This is a genomic window from Streptomyces sp. NPDC043896 (genome assembly GCF_056435605.1).
Map to the genome: position 1 here is coordinate 136,283 of NZ_JBWKEE010000008.1, position 19,775 is coordinate 156,057.

A 19,775-nucleotide genomic window follows, 5' to 3' on the forward strand; every position below is an offset into this window, starting at 1 on the left:
CGCGGCCCGGTCATCGCTGCCCGTCCCGCTGGAGCAGGGGGCGCAGCAGGGCGCTCAGGGCGGAGGCCGGCGCGTCGTCGTCGGCGGGGGCGGGCGGACCGCCGGCGGGCGGTGCCGCGTGGGCGGCGAGTCCGGCCGCGATGTCGTCGGCCGTGCGTGCCCGCATCAGCAGGGAGGGGTCGACGGTCAGGCCGCTGCGCTGTTCGAGCGCCGTGGTCAGTTCGGCGATCGCCAGGGAGTCGAGTCCCAGACCGGGCAGCGGGCGCTCGCCGGGGTCCTCCCCCAGCACGTGGACGAAGGCCTCCCTGACCCGGGCGCGCATCGCCTCGCCGTCGTGCCCGGCGCGGGCCGGTGCGGGGACGGCGGGAGCCTCGGCCCGCACCTCGACCGGGGCGGACCCGGCGGGCTCCTGGGGCCGGGGCGGGGTGGCGGCCGTGCTGCCCGGGAAGATCACGGCGCCGCCCGACCGGAGGTGGCCGGCGAAGGCGTCCAGAGCTTCCGCGGCCCCGATCGAGTGGGCGGCGGAGAAGGACTCGTCCGCCTTCATGCCGATGCCCGTCCAGTTGGGCCACGCGTGCGCGGTGACCGTGGTGACCGGGTCGGTCTCCCGCTCGGCGAGCGCCAGTTGGTAGGCGTTGGCGAGGCTGTAGTCGACCAGGCCGCGGCCGGCCAGGGCCTGCGCACCCGCGATCGAGGAGACGAGGACGGCGAAGTCGGCGCCCTCCTCCTTGGCCAGCCGTACGACGTTCAGCGAGCCGGCGACCTTGGGGGCGAGCACCCTTTCGGCGTCGCTCCACGGCCGGCGGTGCACGGCCCCGAACGGGTTGACCCCGCCGGAGGAGTGCACGACGCCGATCAGCCGGCCCCAGCGCCGCCCCAGCCGCCCGGCGACGGCGGCGAGCGCCGCGGGGTCGGACACGTCGCAGGAGAGGTACTCGACCTCGGCCCGCGCCGCCAGGTCCCGCAGGGGGGCGGAGTGGGCGGGGTCGACGGCCGACCGGCCGATGATGCCGATGCGCCTGGCCCCCCGGTCGATCAGCCGCTCGGTCAGGCGCAGTCCCACGGCGCCCAGTCCGCCGGTGACCAGGCAGTACCCGTCGGCGGGCAGGGCGTACGGGGCGCCGGCCGCGGCGGGGACGGAGTGGGGCGTGTAGCGGAGGCCCCCGCGGTAGGCGACGGCGGCCGTTCCGCCGTCGGCGTGGCCTGCGGTGGCCGCACCGGCCGCCAGGGCGGCGTACTCGGCGGCGATGTGGCCGGCCAGGACCTCGGCCGGGTCGGCCGGGTCCAGGTGGACGGTCACGGTGGGCTTGCGGCCCTCGGCTCCGGCGGCCCGTACGGCCATGGCCATGGCGGCCCGCTCGGGGCGCAGGCCGCCGAGTTCACCGGGGTGCACGGCGGCGTCGTGGAATCCGGCCCGGAGCAGCGTGCCGTGCGCCGGCAGCGAGGCCACCAGGTCGCCGAGTTCGGCCCAGAAGCCGCTCAGGTCGAGGGGCCGGCCGTCGCGGGCGTCGCGGCCGTCGCGGGCGTCGCGGGCGTCGCGGGCGTCGCGGGCGTCGCGGGCGTCGACGACGATGGCCGCGTCCGCCGGGTGGCCGGGCTCGACGACGGTCGTGCCCCGGTCACGGAGGGCCCGGGTCAGGGCGTGCCCGATCTCCGGGTCGGCGGTGACCAGGCGGACCGTGGCCGGCGCGGTGGCGGGCGCCGGGGTCAGGTCCCGGACGCGCCACTGGAGGCGTACCGCCTCGGCGGCGGGTGCCGGGCCGGGCTCGGCGGCCGCGTGCTCGGTGGTGTGCCAGTAGGACCCCCGCGCGAACGGATAGGTGGGGAGGTCCGTGACACGGGCGTCGGCGGCGGAGAGCGCACGCCAGTCGATGTGCGCGTAGCCGGCCCGGGCCAGCTCGGCGGCGCCGGCGGGCCGGTGCGGCGCCGCGGCCGTCCCGGTGCGGGCCGCCGCGGCTTCGGCGGTCAGGTCGATGTCGACGCGGGCGGGCGTGATGGCGCCGGCGGCGACCGAGCGCAGCGCGGTGGCGAGTTCGGCGGCCGTACGTCCGTGGACGGCGGTCTGGAACTCCAGCGGAGAGCGCCCGGTGTTGGCGGTGTGGCAGAGGTCGGCGGTCTCCCGGTCGTCGCGTACGGCGTCGAACCGGTCGGCGTAGGCGTCGGCGAGGTTGCGCAGGGCCGTCTCGTCGGCCGCGGTCACCCGCACCACGTACGAGTCCTGCGCCACGACCTCCCGAGGCGCCACCACCGGCGGCTCCTCCACGATCACGTGGGCATTGACACCGCCCATCCCGAAGGCGCTCACCGCGGCACGGCGCGGACCCCCACCCCGCGGCCACTCCACCGCACGATCCGCCAGATAGAACGGCGACTCCTCGAACCGGATGTGATCATTGGGCCGCACCACGTGCAACGACGGCGGAACCACACCGTGCTCCATCGCCAGCAACACCTTCACCAGCCCCGCCAGACCAGCGGCCGGCTCCAGATGCCCCACATTCCCCTTCAGCGAACCGATCGCACAGAACTGCGAACGACCCGTCACACCACGCCACGCACGCGTCAGACCCTCCACCTCGATCGGATCACCCAGACCCGTCCCGGTGCCGTGCGCCTCCACCAGACCGATCGACTCGACCGGCACTCCGGCGTCGCGCAGCGCGGCGGAGATGACCTCCTGCTGCGCGGCACTGCTCGGCACCGTCAACCCGGACGTCCGGCCACCGTGGTTGACCGCACTGCCCTTGATCACACCCCGGATCCGGTCACCGTCACGCAACGCGTCCCGCAACGGCTTCACCACCACCGTCACCACACCCTCACCCGGCACGAAACCATCCGCCCCCGCATCGAACGGCCGGGAGGCACCCGACGGGGACAGGGCCCGCAGGTTGCGCATCGCGACGTAGTGCAGGGGGGACATGGCGACCCGGACGCCGGCGACGATGGCCTGGTCGCATTCGCCGTCGCGGATGCTGCGCACCGCGGTGTGCAGGGCCACCAGCGACGAGGAGCACAACGTGTCGATCGTCATGCTCGGCCCGTGCAGGTCCAGGAAGTAGCTCACCCGGTTGGCCAGGAAGGCGTTGTGGTTGCCCAGGCCGCTGGGTGCGTCGAGCTCGGGCGCGATGTTGAAGTCCTTGTAGTGCTGGTAGCTGGCGCCCACGAACACGCCGGTGGAGGGGCTCAGTTGCCTCGGCGGCAGGCCCGCCGACTCCAGCGCCTCCCAGGTGGTGCGCAGCAGCCACCGGGCCTGCGGGTCGAGGACCTCCGCCTGCTTGGGGAAGAAGTCGAAGAACCGGGCGTCGAACTCCTCCACGTTGTCGAGGAATCCGCCCACGTCGGGCTCGGCGCCGCCGGCGTAGCGGCCCCAGCGGTGGGGCGGAGCCGGGTGGATCTCCTCGCCGGAGGCGGCGAGGAGCGACCAGAACCGTTCCGGGTCCGGGGCGCCGGGAAGCGCCAGGGCCAGGCCGATGACCGCCATGTCCTGGGGGTCCGCGGTCTCGGCGACCGCGGCGGCGACCTCGGCGGGCGCGGGAGCCGCACCCCGTGCGGGGGCCGTCTCGCGGGCCGTGTCGCGGGCCGTCTCGGAGGCCGTGTCCGGTTCGAACACCCCGTCGGCCGCGAGCCCGGCGACGTGTGCGGCGAGCGTCCGGCAGTCCGCGGCGTCCAGGACGTCCATCGGGCCGATCCGCACCCCGTACTTCTCCTCGATCTCGTCCGCGACGGCCGTCGCCAGCATGGAGTCGAGACCCGCGGCCGACAGCGAGGTGGTCGCGGTGACACCCGGGTCGTGCAGGACGGTGCGCATCACGGCGGTGATCGCCGCCTCCGACGCCGCGGTGTGCGGGGTGCGGTGGGCGGGACCGGTGGCCGGAGCGGAGGGGGACGGGGCGTTCCGGGACGCCGTCACCGTGCGGTACTCGATCCCGTCGAGCCGGACCAGCACCCGCCCGTCGGCGTCGAACAGGGTCGCGTCGCCGCGCCGGGTCCCGTCGCTCGCGGGCTCCGCGCCTTCCAGGAGGACGAACGCCGTGCGCGCCGGGTCCGCCCATCGGGTCGCCCGGCCGATGGAGACCGGCAGGTACGTGGCCGAGGGGGAGGCGGGATCCGCCAGGGTGAGGACGGCCATGGTCTGGAGGGCGGCGTCCATCGCCACCGCCTCCGCCTCCAGCGCGCCGTCGGCGGGGAGGCCGATCCGCGCGAGCACCCGGCCCGGCCCGTACCGCACCTCGGTGATGGAGCGCAGCGGGGCGGCGAGTTCCATGCCCTTCGCCGCGAACCAGGCGTAGAGGCCGTCCGGTTCCAGCGTGCGGCCGAGTCCGGCCCCCACGGCGTCCAGGTCCGTGGCGCCGGGTAGCGGCCCGGTCGGGGCGCCGGCCGTGGTGAGCCGGGCGATGACCCGGCCGGCGTGCCGGAAGGCGGCCGGGCCGGTGCGGGCGGGGTCGCCCAGGTCGCTGGTGAGGGGATGGGTTCCGGTCCCCCGGCCGGTGAAGGCGATCCCGGTCAGGACACCGCTCGACCGCAGGCCGAGGGCGAGGGGCAGTGCCCCCGGCACGGTGTCCTCGCCCAGCACCCGGTGGGCGGCCGTGAGCCGCCGTACGGCCGCGGCCACGTCCTCCGCGGCCTGCGGAGTCACGGCCTGCGGGGCCTGCGCGGGCGTCGGGACGGGGCGTGCCCCGAACGGGTGGGGCGGCAGGACCCGGCGGCGCGCCGGCGGGCCCGGGTACACCGCCGCCCAGTCGACGGAACCGCCGCCGACGTAGCGGAAGGCCGCAGCGCTGAGCCCCGTCGAGGCGCTGTCGAGCACCGCTGTGCCGCGGACGACGCTGCCGGCTGCCCGGTCCGCCAGGTCGAGCGCCCGTGCCAGTGCGGTGCCGAGCTCGTCGGCCGTGGCCCCCAGGAGCGCGACGCGGTGCGCCCGGTGGTCCCGTCCGACGGCACTGGAGCGGCACAGCGCGACCAGGTCGTCCTCCGTGCCCCGCAGCAGCGGCCGTACGTCCTCCATCCGCCGGAGCAGGGCGTCCGGGGTGTGACCGGAGAGGACCAGCAGGTACTCGTCCGGCCGGGCGGCGGTCGCGCGGGGGTCCTGCTCGCCGGCCTCCCCGTACGCGGACTCGCCGAGGTACTCCTCGACGACGATGTGCGCGTTGGTGCCGCCCATGCCGAAGGAGCTGACGCCCGCCCGGCGCGGCCCCTCCGAGGTCCACGGCCGGGGCGCGTCCGGGATCACGAACGGCCCGGCCGACAGGTTCAGGTGGCTGCTGGGCTCCTCGAAGCCGGCGACGGGCGGGATCTCGCGGTGCCGCAGGCACAGCAGCACCTTCAGCAGTCCGGCGAGCCCGGCCGCGGGTTCCAGGTGCCCGATGTTGCCCTTGACCGTGCCGATGTGGCAGGGCCCGTCACGGTCCGGATCGCCGCCGAACACCTCGGTCAGCGCGGCGATCTCGATCGGATCGCCGAGCCGGGTCGCGGTGCCGTGCGTCTCGATCAGGGAGATGTCCGCCGGTGCCAGACCGGCGTCGTCCAGAGCCGCCCGGACCACCGCGGCCTGCGATTCGCTGCGGGGAACCGGCAGGGCGCTGCCCCGGCCGCCGTGGTTGACGGCGGTGCCGCGGATGACGCCCCAGATCCGGTCGCCGTCCCGCTCCGCGTCCGCCAGGGGCTTCAGCATCACGGCCAGCGCGCCCTCGCCGGGGAGGAACCCGTCCGCCCGCTCGTCGAACGGCCGGGGCAGGCTTTCCGACAGTGCGCCGAGCTGGCTCAGGCTGCGGTAGTACCACGGGGTCAGCCCGACCTGGCAGGCCGCCACGATGGCGGCGCCGCAGTGGCCCGCGCGCAGCGCGGCGACCGCCTGCTGGATGGCCACCAGGGAGGACGAGCACAGGGTGTCGACGGTCTGCGAGGGACCGGTCAGGTCCAGGGCGTAGGAGATCCGGTTGGCCAGTACCGCGTTCATGGAGCCGAGCGCGGTGTGCGGGCCGACCGTCTCCAGTCCCTGCGCGTCGCGGTGGTGGGTGTAGGTGGCGCCGACGAAGACGCCGATGTCACGGCGGTCCGCGAGACCGCTGTCGTCCCGGACCGTCCAGGCGTGTTCCAGCAGCAGTTTCTGCTGCACGTCCATGTCCTCGGCCTCGCGTACCGAGATGCCGAAGAAGGACGGATCGAAGCGGTCGATGCCCGCGACGAAGGCGCCGGCCCGGCAGTAGGTGCCCGTCATCCTGGGGCCGCGGGGCTCGAAGTGGGCGTCGATGTCCCAGCGCTCTGCGGGGACCTCGGTGAACGCGTGCCCGCCGGAGCGGAGCAGCGGCCACAGCCCGGCCGCACCGCCGACCGCGCCCGGCAGGTCGCCGGAGACGGCGACGATCGCGACGTCCGCGTCACGGCCGGCGGACGCCGGCCGCCGCGGCGGCGCCGGACGAAGGTGCTCCGGGGAGGCTGCCGGGAGCGGCTCGGGTGCGTGGACGGGGCCGCCGGGGGCGGGGACGGGCCCGGCGGGGTCGGCGGGTTCCGGCGCCGCGACCGCGACGGCCGCGCCGTAGCGGTCGGTCAGGGCCTGGACCAGCTCCGTGAACTCCCCGTACTCCAGGAAGAGGGTCGCCGGGAGGTGGATGCCCCACCTGCGCGACAGTTCCTCCGACAGCTCGACGCTCATGATCGAGCTGGAGCTCAGGCCGTAGTCCGACAGCGGGGTGTCTCGGTCGAAGGAGGCGAGGCCCAGCCGCTCGGCGAGGAACCGCTCCAGCGCCTCGGCGACACCGGCCGCGGAGCCGGCGCCGGCCGCCACGACGTCCGGGGACCCGACGACCGGTTCCCGTACGGCGGAAGGCGTTCCGGGAGCGTCCGCGGGCTCCTGAACCGCGCCCTGCACCGCCTCCTCGTCGTCGGGCGCGAGGACCACGTCGCCGGCTTCCGGGTGGGCGACGACCACCTGACGGGGATCCTCCGGGGATCCCAGTACCGCGATCAGGGCGTCCAGTCCCTCCTCGGTGCCGAGGGGCCGGACACCGCGCCGCCTCAGCTGCTCGGCGACGGCGGTGCCCATGCCGACCTCGCCCCACAGCCCCCAGTCGACGCTCAGCCACGGCGAGCCGTACGCGTGGGCGAAGGCGTCGAGGTAGGCGTTGGCCGCGGCGTACCCGCCCTGGCCGAGGTTGCCGAACGTGCCGGAGACCGACGCGAACAGCACGGCGAAGTCCAGGTCCTGCCCGGCCACCGCGGCGGCCAGCTCGCGGACCCCGTCGGCCTTGGGCCGCATCACCGCGGCGATGTCCTCGCCGGTGGCGCTGCGGATGAGCCCGTCCTTGAGCGTGCCGGCCGCGTGGATCACGCCGTGCAGCTCGCCGAACTCCGACCGCATCCCGTCCACCACGGCCGCCAGGGAGCCGGGGGTGGTGACGTCGGCCCGGTAGGAGACGACCTCGCATCCGTACGCGCGCATCGCGGCGGCCGGGTCCTCGCCGGCGGCTGCCGCTCCGGAGCGGCTGACCAGCGCGACGACGCCCGCGCCCTCGCGTGCGAACCGTTCGGCGAGGGCCAGGCCCAGGCCGCCGTGCCCGCCGAGGACGAGGTAGCGGCCGCCCGGCCTGACCGGTCCCGGCCCGGGACGCGGCGCGGCGTGTGCCGACCGGTCGCGGACCCGGACGGGTACCCGGCGGACACCGTCCCGGTAGCCGACCTCGGTCGGAGCGGCGCCGTCGCCGAGTTCCGCCAGGAGTGCGGTGAGCCCGCCGTCGGAGGACCGCTCGATGTCGACGAGGCGCGGGCGCAGGCCCGGGTACTCGATGGCGGCGGTGCGCAGGAACCCCCACAGGGCGGCGCGCGCGGGCACCGGACGGTCCCCGTCCGCGACCGGCTGCCCGTCCCGGGTCACCACGAGGAAGCGGGACTTGCGCTGCCGCTCGCCGAGGGTCCGCAGGGCGGCCAGGCATCCGTAGAGGCCGACGCGGAGCTCCGTCTCCTCGCTCCGGACGCCGTCGGCCGCGTCGTCGGCGTTCCACAGGTGCACGACACCCGCGACCGGGTCCCCGACCTCCTCCCACAGCCGGCGGAACGCCTCCTCGTCCGGCTGCGCGAGCGTCAGCCGGTCACGGTCCTGCCGCTGCGGCGCGGAAAGGCCGGTGCCGACCTCCACCACGCGGGCGCCCTCGGCGCGCAGCCGCCCGGCGGCGCGCGCGCCCAGCCCGTCGGTGCCGCCGTCGTGCAGCACCACCCAGGTGCCGGTCACCGGCTCGGGCCGGGGAGCGGCGTCTTCCGGTGCGGGTCGCCAGACGATCCGGCTGATGGGCAGCGCGACGGATCGTGCGGGGGCCGCGGCGGCGGTCGGCCGCGTGACGGTGGTCGTCCGCCGCATCCGGAGCCCTTCGAACTCCGCGGCGACCTCGTTCGAGGGCCCCAGCACGGTCGCGTCGGCGGTGGCGTACGCTCCGTCGACGCCGGTCCGGCGCACCAGGACGGTCACACCGGACGACAGCGCCGAGAGGTCCGTGTGGACCCGGAGGCGGGCGAGGCCGATCGGCAGCATGGGGTAGGGGCCGTCGGCCCCCGTGAGGTCCTGGAGCGCGCAGCTGACGACCTGGAACACCCCGTCCACCAGGAGCGGGTGGGCGTACCAGGGCACGGGCTCGGCGTCGGAGCGCAGGGTGGCCCGGACCACGCCGCCGTCCCCGACGGTGAGCTCCTGGACGGTGCGGAAGTCCGGCCCGTACTGGAGGCCCTCGCCGGCCCAGCTGTCGTACAGCCGGGCCGGGGCGAGGCTCCGCGCGCCGGCCGGCTGCGGGCCGGTGCCGGCGGGCGGGGCCTGGACGTCGGCCGGGAGCAGCCGGCCGGTACCGGTGGACAGCGGCTTGCGCTCGCCCGCCACGACGGTGCTCAGCTCGAAGCGGGTCCGCGGCCCGAAGGTCACGTCGAGCCGGACGGGGGCCGCCGCGTCCTCGCTGATGGTGAGGGGCCGCAGAAAGGTCACGTCGGTGAGCTCGAGCGGTGCGAACGGTCTGCGCCGGGCGACCCCCACCATGGCCATTTCCAGTTGCACGGCGGCGGGCAGGAGCCCGGTGCCGGCGGAACGGTGCTGGGCTATGAAGGGCTCCTGGCCCGTGAACGTCTTCTCGTAGGTCTCGGCCGGGTACGTCACTGTCCCTCGCTCCGGTACTCGTAGTGACGGTCGAACAGCGGATGACTGACGGGACTCGTCGGGGTGTCTGCGGGGCGGGCCGAGGGGCGGGCGGCGGGCGCCACCAGCTCCTGACGGTTGAAGGGGTAGGTGGGAATGGTGATCGTGCGCTGCCCCTTGCCGGCGTGCAGACCCGACCAGTCCAGATCGGCCGGGGTCCCGTTCACGTACGCCGCCAAGGCCGCGTGCAACTCGGCCTGATCGGTGCGCTCACGCCGCAGGGTGGTCAGCCACACCGGCTGCGCCCCGTCCCACGAAGCCCGCGCGAGCGAGGTCAGCTGGGGGTGGGAACCGATCTCCCAGACCACACCCGCGCCCAGCCCGCCCAGCGTGGCCACCGCCTCGCTGAACCGCACCGGCTCCCGCATCGCACGACCCCAGTACGCGGGATCCGCCGCCGACTCCGGCGTGTGCCACCCGCCGGAGACACCGGAGGCGAACGGCAGCACCGGAGCCGCCAGCGGCGTGCCCGCCACCGCCTGGGTGAACGGAGTCACCGCGCCGTCCATCAGCGCGGAGTGGAAAGCGTGGCTGACCACCAGCGGCGTGGTCCGCAGCCCCGAACCCTGACGGAAGGCCTCCACCGCCTGCGCCGGCCCCGAAACCGTCACCACACGCGGCGAGTTGAACGCCGCGACCTCCACACCCGGATACGCGGCCAGCGCCGACACCACCGCGCCGGCGTCGGCGTGGACCGCCGCCATCGCACCCTGCCCCGGCTGCTCCTCCATCAACCGGCCGCGCAGCGCGGTCAGCCGCAGCAGATCCTCCAGCCCCAGCACTCCCGCCGCCCACGCGGCCGTCAGCTCGCCCAGACTGTGCCCGGCCACCGCATCCGCGCGGACACCGACCGACTCCAGCCAGCGCACCAGCGCCACCTGCACCGCCACGATCCCCACCTGCGCGTACCGCGTCCGGTCCAGCAAGCCCGCCGCGCCACCGAACAGCAACTCCGGCAACGCAACGTCCAGATGCGGCACCAGCAGGCCGGCGCACTCGTCCAGAGCCTCCCGGAACACCGGCTCCGCCGCGTACAGACCACGGCCCATGCCCGCGTACTGCGACCCCTGACCCGTGAACATGAACACGTTGGGGCCGGCCGCACTTCCCTTCCGGGAGGCCGGGACCCGGCCGGCGGCGACTTCCTTCAAGGCGGCCGTCAGTGCGGGGGCGTCGGCGCCCTGGACCACCGCGCGGAAGCGGTGGCCCGCCCGCCCGGTGTTCGCGGTGTGCGCGAAGTCCCCCAGCATCTCGCCCGATGCGCCGAGCAGTTCATCCGCGTAGGCGTCGGCGAGGTTGCGCAGGGCCGTCTCGTCGGCCGCGCTCACCCGCACCACGTACGAGTCCTGCGCCACCACCTCCCGAGGCGCCACCACCGGCGGCTCCTCCACGATCACGTGAGCGTTCACCCCGCCCATGCCGAACGCGCTCACCGCGGCACGGCGCGGACCCCCACCCCGGGGCCACTCCACCGCACGATCGGCCAGATAGAACGGCGACTCCTCGAACCGGATGTGATCATTGGGCCGCACCACGTGCAACGACGGCGGAACCACACCGTGCTCCATCGCCAGCAGCACCTTCACCAGCCCCGCCAGACCAGCGGCCGGCTCCAGATGCCCCACATTCCCCTTGAGCGAACCGATCGCACAGAACTGCGAACGACCCGTCACACCACGCCACGCACGCGTCAGACCCTCCACCTCGATCGGATCACCCAGACCCGTACCGGTACCGTGCGCCTCCACCAGACCGATCGACTCGACCGGCACCCCCGCATCCCGCAACGCGGCGGAGATGACCTCCTGCTGCGCGGCACTGCTCGGCACCGTCAACCCGGACGTCCGGCCACCGTGGTTGACCGCACTGCCCTTGATCACACCCCGGATCCGGTCACCGTCACGCAACGCGTCCCGCAACGGCTTCACCACCACCGTCACCACACCCTCACCCGGCACGAAACCATCCGCCCCCGCATCGAACGGCCGGAGCGCGTTGGACGGGGAGAACGAGCGCAGGCGCGAGCCGAGCTGGAAGTACTGCGGTGACATGGCCAGGTGCACGCCGGCGACGATGGCCTGGTCGCACTCGCCGTCGCGGATGCTGCGCACCGCCGTGTGCAGGGCCACCAGCGACGAGGAGCACAACGTGTCGATCGTCATGCTCGGCCCGTGCAGGTCCAGGAAGTAGCTCACCCGGTTGGCCAGGATCGCGTTGTGGTTGCCCAGGCCGGCCGCCGTCTGGACGACGTCCCCGACGACCGTGTCGCGGTAGTGCTGGTAGCTGGCGCCCACGAACACGCCGGTCGAGCGCTGGGGCCGTCCCGCCAGGCCCGCGTCCTCCAGGGCCCGCCAGGCCGACTGGACGAGATGGCGCTGCTGGGGGTCGATCCACTCCGCCTCGGCGGGTGACAGGCGGAAGAACCCGGGGTCGAAGTCGGTCAGTCCCCCGACGAAGCCGGCGCGCCTGAGGTAGACGGTGCCGGGCGTTCCCTCGGTCCCGTAGTAGGAGTCGATGTCCCAGCGGGACGCGGGCACCTCGGTCAGGCAGTCCTCGCCCTCCACGAGTACCCGCCACAGCTCCTCGGGGCTCCCGGCGTTGGGGAACACCCCGTCGAAGCCGATGACGGCGATGTCGTGCAGCTCGTCGTCACCGCCGGCCGGGGCGCCGGTCTCCCCGGCCGCCGGCGCGGGAGCCGGAACCGGCAGGGGGGCCGGGGCCTGGACGGGAACCTGTACGGGAACCGGGGCGGGGGCCGGGGCGGGGGCCGCGAGCGGCTCCGCGCGCTCCTCGGGAACGGTCGTCCGCGGACCACCGTCCGCGGCCGGAGGACCCGCTTCGGCGGGTGCCGCGGTGACCCCGTACTCGTCCCTCAGCTCGGCGGCCAGGCGCTCGACCGTGCCGACCTCGAGGACCAGCGTCACGGGGATGTCCACGTCCAGCCTGGCCCGGATGTCCTGGGCCAGCGAGACCGCGAGCATCGAGTCGAGCCCCTGCTCCTGGAGCGGTCGGTCCGTTTCCAGTTCGTCGGCGTCCAGTTCCAGGGCTTCCGCCACCCACCGGGCGAGCGCGGCGTCGAGGGCCGCGGCCGCCGGGCGGCCGGGGGCCGGCGCGGGACGGTGGCCGTTGGCCACCGGAGCCGGGACCCGGACCGGTACGGGTGCGGGTACCGGTGCCGGTGCGGGCGCCGGTGCGGCACGGTGGCCGTCCCGCGCGTCGTCTCCCGTGCCTCCCGGCGCCGGTGCCGGGGAGAGCCGCTTCCAGGTGATCCCGCGTGCCTCAAGGACGGGCACGTCCCCGTCGAGGACCACCAGGCTCGCCGTCAGCAGACCGGCGTCCGGCCCGCCGTCCCGGTCGCGCCGCGCGTACACGCGTGCGGTGTCGGGGATCCGGCCGAGGACGGTGAGCCGCTGGACGGCGAACGGTACGTACAGCCCCTGCGCACCGCACGCGGCGAGCGCGATCTGGAAGGCCCCGTCCAGCAGCCGGGCGTCCACGGCGCCGTCGGCCGGTCCGGCGCCGCGCAGCACACCGGTGGCCTGCCCGGCCGCGACGGACAGCTCGGTCACCGTCCGGAAGCCCGCACCGTAGTTGAGGCCGGCGCGCTCGAAGGCGTCGTACATCACGTCGAGCGCGACGGGGGTGAGGCCGTCGACGACGGCCGGCACGGTGAGCGAGGGCTGCTCCGGTGCGGTCACCCCGGCGGTGACGACCAGTGCTCCGGTGCCGTCGCGGAAGGCGACCGCGTCCCCGTCGAGCGCGGCGGTGAGGGTCGCGGGAGCCTCGACGGCCGCCCGGAAGGTGAGGTCGCGCAGGCCGAACCGGCCGCGGCCGAGGAGCTCGGCGACCTTGCCGGGGTACCCGGCTCCGGGCAGCGTCGGCCTGCCGAGGACCACGTGCTCGGCCGCCTCCGGGTGCTCCGTCCAGGTGTTCCCCGTACGGCCGGGCGCGGTCTCCCGCACGGCGGCGGCCTGCGGCTGCTGCTCGGCCGGCTCCAGCCACAGGTACTTCTCGGCCTGGGGCCTGGTCGGGAAGCGCACGCCCGACCGGCGTCGCTCCCCGGCGGGCAGCGAGGCGCCGTCGACGAACGCGCGGGCCGCCGCGTCGAGCGCCCGGCGGTCCGCTCCGGCGCCGAGGGGCCCTTCGTGGAGCCGTGCCGCCCGGGCGGCCACCCCCACGTGGAGGGAACGGACGTCCCCGACCCCGGCGAGGAACAGCTGCAGCTTGTCCTCCAGCTGCTCCACGCTGTCCGCCACGCACGCCAGCCGGTGGGACTGGGCCGGACGCTGCCGGCTCGCCCCGCTCAGCGCCGCGAGGGACGGGCAGTAGGCGGAGCGCAGCATCAGCACGAGCCGGTGGGCCAGTGTGCGCAGCGCCTCGTCCGATCCCGCGGAGAGGACCAGCAGGTGCGGTCCGGGCTCGTCGCCGTCCGCTGCCGTGGCGGGGCCGGCCTCGACCACGGCGTGGGCGTTCGCTCCGCCGAAGCCGAAGCTGCTGATGCCCGCGACGCGCGGACCTCCGCCCCACGGCTGGAGCCGGTCGGCCACGAACAGGGGCGAGGCCTCGAAGTCGAAGGAGGTGTTCGGGGTGGTGAAGTTCAGCGACGGCGGGATGTGCCCCGCCTGGAGCGCCAGGACGGTCTTGATCAGTCCGGCGATGCCGGCGGCGGGCTCCAGGTGCCCGATGTTGGTCTTCACCGAGCCCACGGCGACCGGCCGGCGGTCGGCGGGCCCGCCCAGGACGGCGTGCAGGGCTTCGAGTTCGATGAGGTCGCCGAGCTGGGTGCCGGTGCCGTGCGCCTCGATGTAGCCGATGTCGGCCGCGGTGCGCCCGGAGCCGGCCAGGGCCTTGCGCAGGACGGCCTCCTGGGCCGGCCGGCTGGGTGCCGTGAGGAAGCCGGCGCTGCCGCCGGTGTGGTTGACGGCGGTGCCGCGGATCACGGCGAGGACGGGGTCGCCGTCGCGTTCGGCGTCGGCGAGCCGCTTGAGGATGACGGCTCCGGCGCCTTCTCCGCGTACGTAGCCGTCGGCTCCGTCGTCGAAGGCGCGGCAGGTCCCCTGCGGGGACAGCATCCCGTTGCGGGCGAACGAGCGCGTCTTGGCCGGGGTGAGGACGAGGTTCGCGGCCCCGACGACGGCGGCGTCCACCTCGCCGGCCCGCAGGTGCATGGCCGCCTGGTGCAGGGCTACGAGGGAGGACGAGCAGGCCGTGTCGACGGTGAAGCTCGGGCCCGACCAGTCGAAGACGTGCGACAGCCGGTTGGCGACCATGGAGGGGGCCGTGCCCGTCGCCACGTGCGGGTCGCCGTGGCCGATGCTCCGCGCCACGATCTCCGGGAAGTCGCTCGCGATGGCCCCGACGAAGACGCCGGTGTCGGCACCGAGGGAGGTGTGGTCGTGGCCGCAGCTCTCCAGGGCCTCCGCGGTCACGCTGAGCAGGATCCGCTGGAGCGGGTCCATGCGGCGGGCCTCGCGGTCGCTGATCCCGAAGCGGGCGGCGTCGAAGCGCTCGACACCCTCCACCCAGCCCATCCGGACGTCGTCGGCACCGGCCTCGGACCACAGGTGGGCCCAGCCGCGCTTGCCGTCCGGGGCGTTCCCGACGCTGGAGACCCCCTCGACGAGGTTCTGCCAGAACTCGTCCGGTGTGGCGGCTCCGGGGAAGCGGCACGCCATGCCGATGACGGCCAGGGCGCCGTCGTCGGCGACCGTCCCGGCGGGCTCTACGGCAGGGGACACCGCCGGGGCCGGAACCGGGACGGAGGCCGCCGGGGCGGTCACCGCCGGCACGGTCGTGGCGGGCTCGGCCGGCGCGGACCCGGTGACGGGGGCGGCGGCGCCTTCGGCCTCCGGGCCGTCGAGCAGCCGCACCACGCCCTCCGCGCCCAGCAGCCGGGCCAGTTTGACCGGGGTGCCGGAGGCGAAGACCGAGGGAGCGGTGATGTCGGCACCCAGCTCGCGGCTGAGGCGGACGGCGGCGGCGGTGACGTTGACCGAGTCGCCGCCCAGGTCGAAGAAGTTGGCGTGCACGTCGAAGGCGGGCTGCTCCAGCGTGGCCGCGAACACGGCCGCGATCGACTCCGCGAGCGCTTCCGCCGTGACCCCGCCCGCGAGCGGCTCCGGGGACTCCACGGCTTCCGCGGCCTCGGTTTCCACGGCCTCCACGGCCTCGCCGTCCGCGGCCTCCACGGCGTCCACCGCTGTCTCGGCAGCCCCTTCGGCAGACTCTTCGGCGGAGGGGATGATCGTGTCGCGCGTCGGCAGCGGCAGCTTGGCGCGCGCCACCTTGCCGTTGTCGGTCAGCGGCATGGCGTCGAGGCTGACGTAGGCGTCGGGCACCATGTAGCCGGGCAGGGAAGCGCCGACGAAGGCGTCGAGCCGGGACCTGGCCGGGACTCCGTCGCCCACCAGGTAGGCGGTGAGCCTCGGTTCACCGCGTCCCTCGAACCGGGCCGCGACGACCACGGCGGCGGTGATGCCCTCGAAGCTCTCCAGCACCCGCTCGATCTCGGCGGGCTCGATGCGGTTCCCGCGCACCTTCACCTGGGCGTCGGTCCGGCCGAGCCACTCGATCGCGCCGTCCGCGTGCAGGCGCACCTCGTCGCCGGTCCGGTAGAGCCGGACACCGGTCACGGGGTGGACGGTGAAGACGTCGCCGGTCAGGTCGGGCCGCCCGGTGTAGCCGCGGGCGAGTCCGGCGCCGGAGAGGTACAGCTCGCCGGTCGATCCGGCCCCGCACGGCTCCAGCCCGGCGTCCAGGACGTGGAGTTGCATGTGGGGCAGGGGCTCGCCCAGCGGCAGGAAGGAGCCCACCGAGGTGACCTCGTGGCACGAGGTCCAGATCGTCGCCTCGGTCGGGCCGTACAGGTTCCACAGGGCCCGGGCCGGGGCATGGAGCCGCTCGGCGGTGGCCGGCGGCAGCGCCTCGCCGCCGGAGAGGACGGTCAGGCCCGGGTGCGGGGTCCAGCCGGTGCCCAGCAGCAGGCGCCACAGGCTGGGCGTCGCCTGGGCCACCGTGACGTCGGCGGTGAGCTCGGCCAGCCGGTACGGGTCCGCCGCGGTCTCCCGGGAGGCCAGGACGACGGTCGCCCCGGTCGTGAGCGGGAGGAGCAGCTCCAGCAGCGAGATGTCGAAGGCCACCGTGGTGTGCGCGAGCACGGTGTCCTCGGGCAGCACGCCGAGGCGTGCGCCGATGCCGGTGAGGAAGTTGGCCAGCGCGCCGTGCTCGACCTCCACGCCCTTGGGCTTGCCGGTCGAGCCGCTGGTGAAGAGGACGTAGGCCAGGTCGGAGGCCGCGACCCGCGGCGGCACGGCCTGCGCCGAGCCGTCCGCGCCGGGGATGCCCCGCGCGGGGCCGAGGGAGGCGCCGAGGGCGTGGGTGTGGTCGTCGGTGAGGATGAGGTCGCACCGCGCGACGTCCACGTACCGCTGGAGCCGCTCCACGGGATAGCCGGGGTCCAGGGGCAGGAAGGCCGCGCCGGCGCGCAGGATTCCGAGCAGGGCCGGGAGCAGGGCGATGTCCCGCTCCATGAGGACGCCGACCACCGAGCCGGATTCGATGCCCTCGTCGTGCAGGCGGGCGGCGACGGCGTCGGCCCAGGCGTCCAGGCCGGCGTAGCTGAGCGTACGGGCGCCGCTGCGGACGGCGGTGGCTCCGGGCCGGGCGGCCGCCGCGGCGGCGAACAGGTCCAGTACCGTTCCGGATTCCGGCGGGGCGGTGGCGGCGTCGGGCCGGTCGGCGGGGCCCGCCTCGGCGGGCCGTACCGCGTCGTGGGGTTCGGTACCGGTCCCGGCGGGGGGCTCCTCGCCGTGCAGGAGGGAGGTCAGGAGCAGGTCCTCGACCCGCAGGGCGAAGTCGAGCGCCTCGTCCTCACCCATCGCCGTCTCCCGGACGAAGACGGTCGCGGGGCCGTCCTGCAGGCAGAGCAGGGCGATCTCGGTGTGCGGTTCGGCGGACGCCTCCTCCCCCGCGTCGCGGTCCAGGACCATGACGCGGGTGAAGCTCGGCTCGTCGTCGCCGAGCGGCCGTCCGGCAAGGCCGAGCCGGAGTTCGAGGTCGGCCGCGTAGCCCTGGTGGGCCGCCGCCTCGTCGAGCTTGTCCCGCAGGGACCGGGTGGTGTCGCCGTCGAACCGTACGGGCAGGCGCGCGGCGGTGATGCCGTGGGTCCGGTCGGCGAGGACGCGGGCGGCCGAGGGCGACCAGGCGAAGTCGAAGACGGGCTCACCGGTGCGCTCCGCGATCACGGTGAGGAAGGCGCGGACCGCCGCGACGGCCTCCTCCCGCGAGGCCGGCGTGAAGGCCAGCTCGTAGCGGCCGTAGTGGGCGCCGGCCGCGGAGAAGTCGTCGGCGGTCAGCGGGGCCGGGCGCAGCTTCGCCAGTCGTGCGCGCCACCACGGCTCATGGGGCCGCAGCAGTTTCTGGGCCGCGGCGATGTCCGCCAGACGCTCCGCCGAGGCGGCGGGCAGCGCGGCTCCCGGGGCGATGCCGAGGCGCTGCGCGGCCGCCTGGCCGCTGAGCGCGCTCCCGTCGACGGCGGTGCAGTCGCTCAGCACGAGGTCCGCGTCGGGGGCGGCCAGGGTGATGGCGGAGTTGGACACCGCCAGCACGGTGGTCTCGGTACGGGCGTCCTCGCGCGGGATCAGCCTGACCTGCCGGGCGAACACCGCGCCCTGTTCGGTGACGAGGGTCGGTACGCCGAGCGGGTTGGGGAAGGAGCCGTAGTCGAGGGCCTTGGAGATCCTGACGGCCTCGGCGGCGGACGTACCGGCGTGGATGACGCCGCCGCCCGCCATGCGGTCGGACCTGCGGTAGAACCTCCGCTCGCGGTCGGCCGTGTCGACCGGCTCGGGGAGCGTGCGCGCGACCACGTGCGGGACGAGACCGGCGAAGAGCTCGATGCCCGCCTCGGCCGTCTCGTACGTGAGGGAGAGGGCGGTGGAGTGGTCGCGGACCGGGAACCAGCGCTCCAGCAGCACGCTGCCGGCGTCGACGGCCTCCGTCATCCGGTGCCAGGTGGCCGCGTGCCGGGACGCGCCCTCGTACAGGGCCCAGGCGGGGACGTGGCTGCCGGAGTAGCGGGGCAGCGGGCCGTCGTGGAAGTTGATCGCGGCGATCTTCGGCAGGTCGAGTACCGGGCCGGTCAGGATCCGGAAGTTGACCATGCTGAAGAGGTAGTCGAACGGCTTCGCCGAGAGGGTCTCGGTCAGGTCGCCGCGCGGATCGAGCACCGGGATCTCGTGGGCGCCGGCCCACGCCGCCACGGCGGGGTCGTCGCTGAGGACTCCTTCGATGCGGACGCCCGCGTCGAGGAGCTGTGCGCCGCACTGGGTGAGGACCCGGGTGCCGCCGATGAGGTAGCAGGTGGCTGTCGTACTCACTCCGCGGCCTTCCCGGGCTCGGCGGCGTCCTCGCCGCGGGCGTCGCTGTCCGGGTCCCCGGCGCACTCACGGGCGACCCAGGAGTCGATCTGGGAGACGACCTCCTCGTCGAGCGAGAGCTGCCCGGGCGTCCACAGCGGGTTCGACAGGCCGCGGTGCGTCCGCTCGCACATCTCCCAGTCCTCGTAGTTCGCCTTGTCCCACAGCGCGAACACGGCCTCGTGGGAGAAGTCGCTCTTGGCGGTCTCGGAGGGGTGGAAGAGCCAGAAGTGCCGGACGAAGCAGGTGCCGGCGGTCTCGGGCCAGACCCACTGCATCATCACGTAGTCGGCCGTGAACCCGAAGAGGAGGTTCGGCAGGATGGTGATCCAGTTGATCTTCAGGCGGTCGTTCTCGGGAACCAGCTCCATGGGCGTCCGGCCGCTGACTCCGGTCATGGACACGGAGTTGTAGCCGCCGCGGAGCGACTGCCACGCCCCGACGATGTCGCCCTTGAGGTCGTAGGTGCCCGCGTCGTCGAAGTCGGTGATGCGGTGCAGGTCCTTGTGGGCGGTCGGGAAGTGCAGGCTCTCGTTCACGTTGTGCGCGACGAGCTTCCAGTTCGAGGCGACCGGGTAGTCCTTCGCCTCGACGCACTCCAGGTCGGCGAGCTCGTAGACCTTCGCGAACTCGCCGAACTCGCCGAGCGAGGCGTCGAGGTCGGGGGCGTCGTCGGAGAAGGTGATGAACACGACCCCGTAGCGGACCTCGGTGCGCACCGGCAGGAGGCCGTTCTTCTCCTTCTCGAAGAAGTGGTCCAGGTAGGTGCCGTTGAGGCTCTTGAGCTTGCCGTTCCGGTCGTAGACCCAGCAGTGGTAGAGGCAGACCAGGCTCTGGCGCTTGCCGGTGGCCTCCTCCACGAGCTTGTAGCCGCGGTGCCGGCAGTAGTTGTGGTACGCCTGGATCCCGTCGTCCCCGTGGATGAGGAGGACGGATCCGGTGCCGATGTTCAGGGTGCTGTAGGCGCCCTTCTCCTTGAGGCGGGAGACGTGGTCCACCGGAAGCCAGCGCCGGCCGTAGATGCGGGACATCTCCCGCCGGTGCTGCTCCTCGCCGGTGTAGAACTCGTGCGACCGGCCGATGCCGCCTGTTTCGAAGTAGGGCCTTTCCTCGTCCTGGTCACTGATGAGGTCGAACATGCTGGACGCACGCGTCATCTGCGGGGCTCCCTCGGAGGGTGAAGCGCT

General features: G+C 74.7%; 3 protein-coding genes. All 3 read right to left on the minus strand.

Going from position 1 to position 19,775, the window contains the following annotated elements:
* Window positions 1-10: 10 nt before the first annotated feature.
* The 3 genes from AC069X_RS14110 to AC069X_RS14120 are packed head-to-tail and all read right to left on the minus strand — an operon-like array spanning window position 11 to window position 19,745.
* Complete coding sequence (locus tag AC069X_RS14110) at window positions 11-9,133, minus strand: SDR family NAD(P)-dependent oxidoreductase (protein ID WP_478728421.1); 9,123 nt, start codon at window positions 9,131-9,133, stop codon at window positions 11-13.
* A complete protein-coding gene (locus AC069X_RS14115; RefSeq protein WP_478728423.1) occupies window positions 9,130-18,549 on the minus strand; it encodes an amino acid adenylation domain-containing protein in 9,420 nt (3,139 codons plus the stop codon). The genes AC069X_RS14110 and AC069X_RS14115 overlap by 4 nt, the downstream gene beginning before the upstream one ends.
* Window positions 18,546-19,745 carry an aromatic ring-hydroxylating oxygenase subunit alpha gene (locus AC069X_RS14120; RefSeq protein WP_478728425.1) on the minus strand — a complete coding sequence of 400 codons (1,200 nt, stop codon included), beginning with the start codon at window positions 19,743-19,745 and terminating at the stop codon, window positions 18,546-18,548. Before AC069X_RS14120 ends, AC069X_RS14115 begins: the two co-directional genes overlap by 4 nt.
* Window positions 19,746-19,775 lie beyond the last annotated feature (30 nt).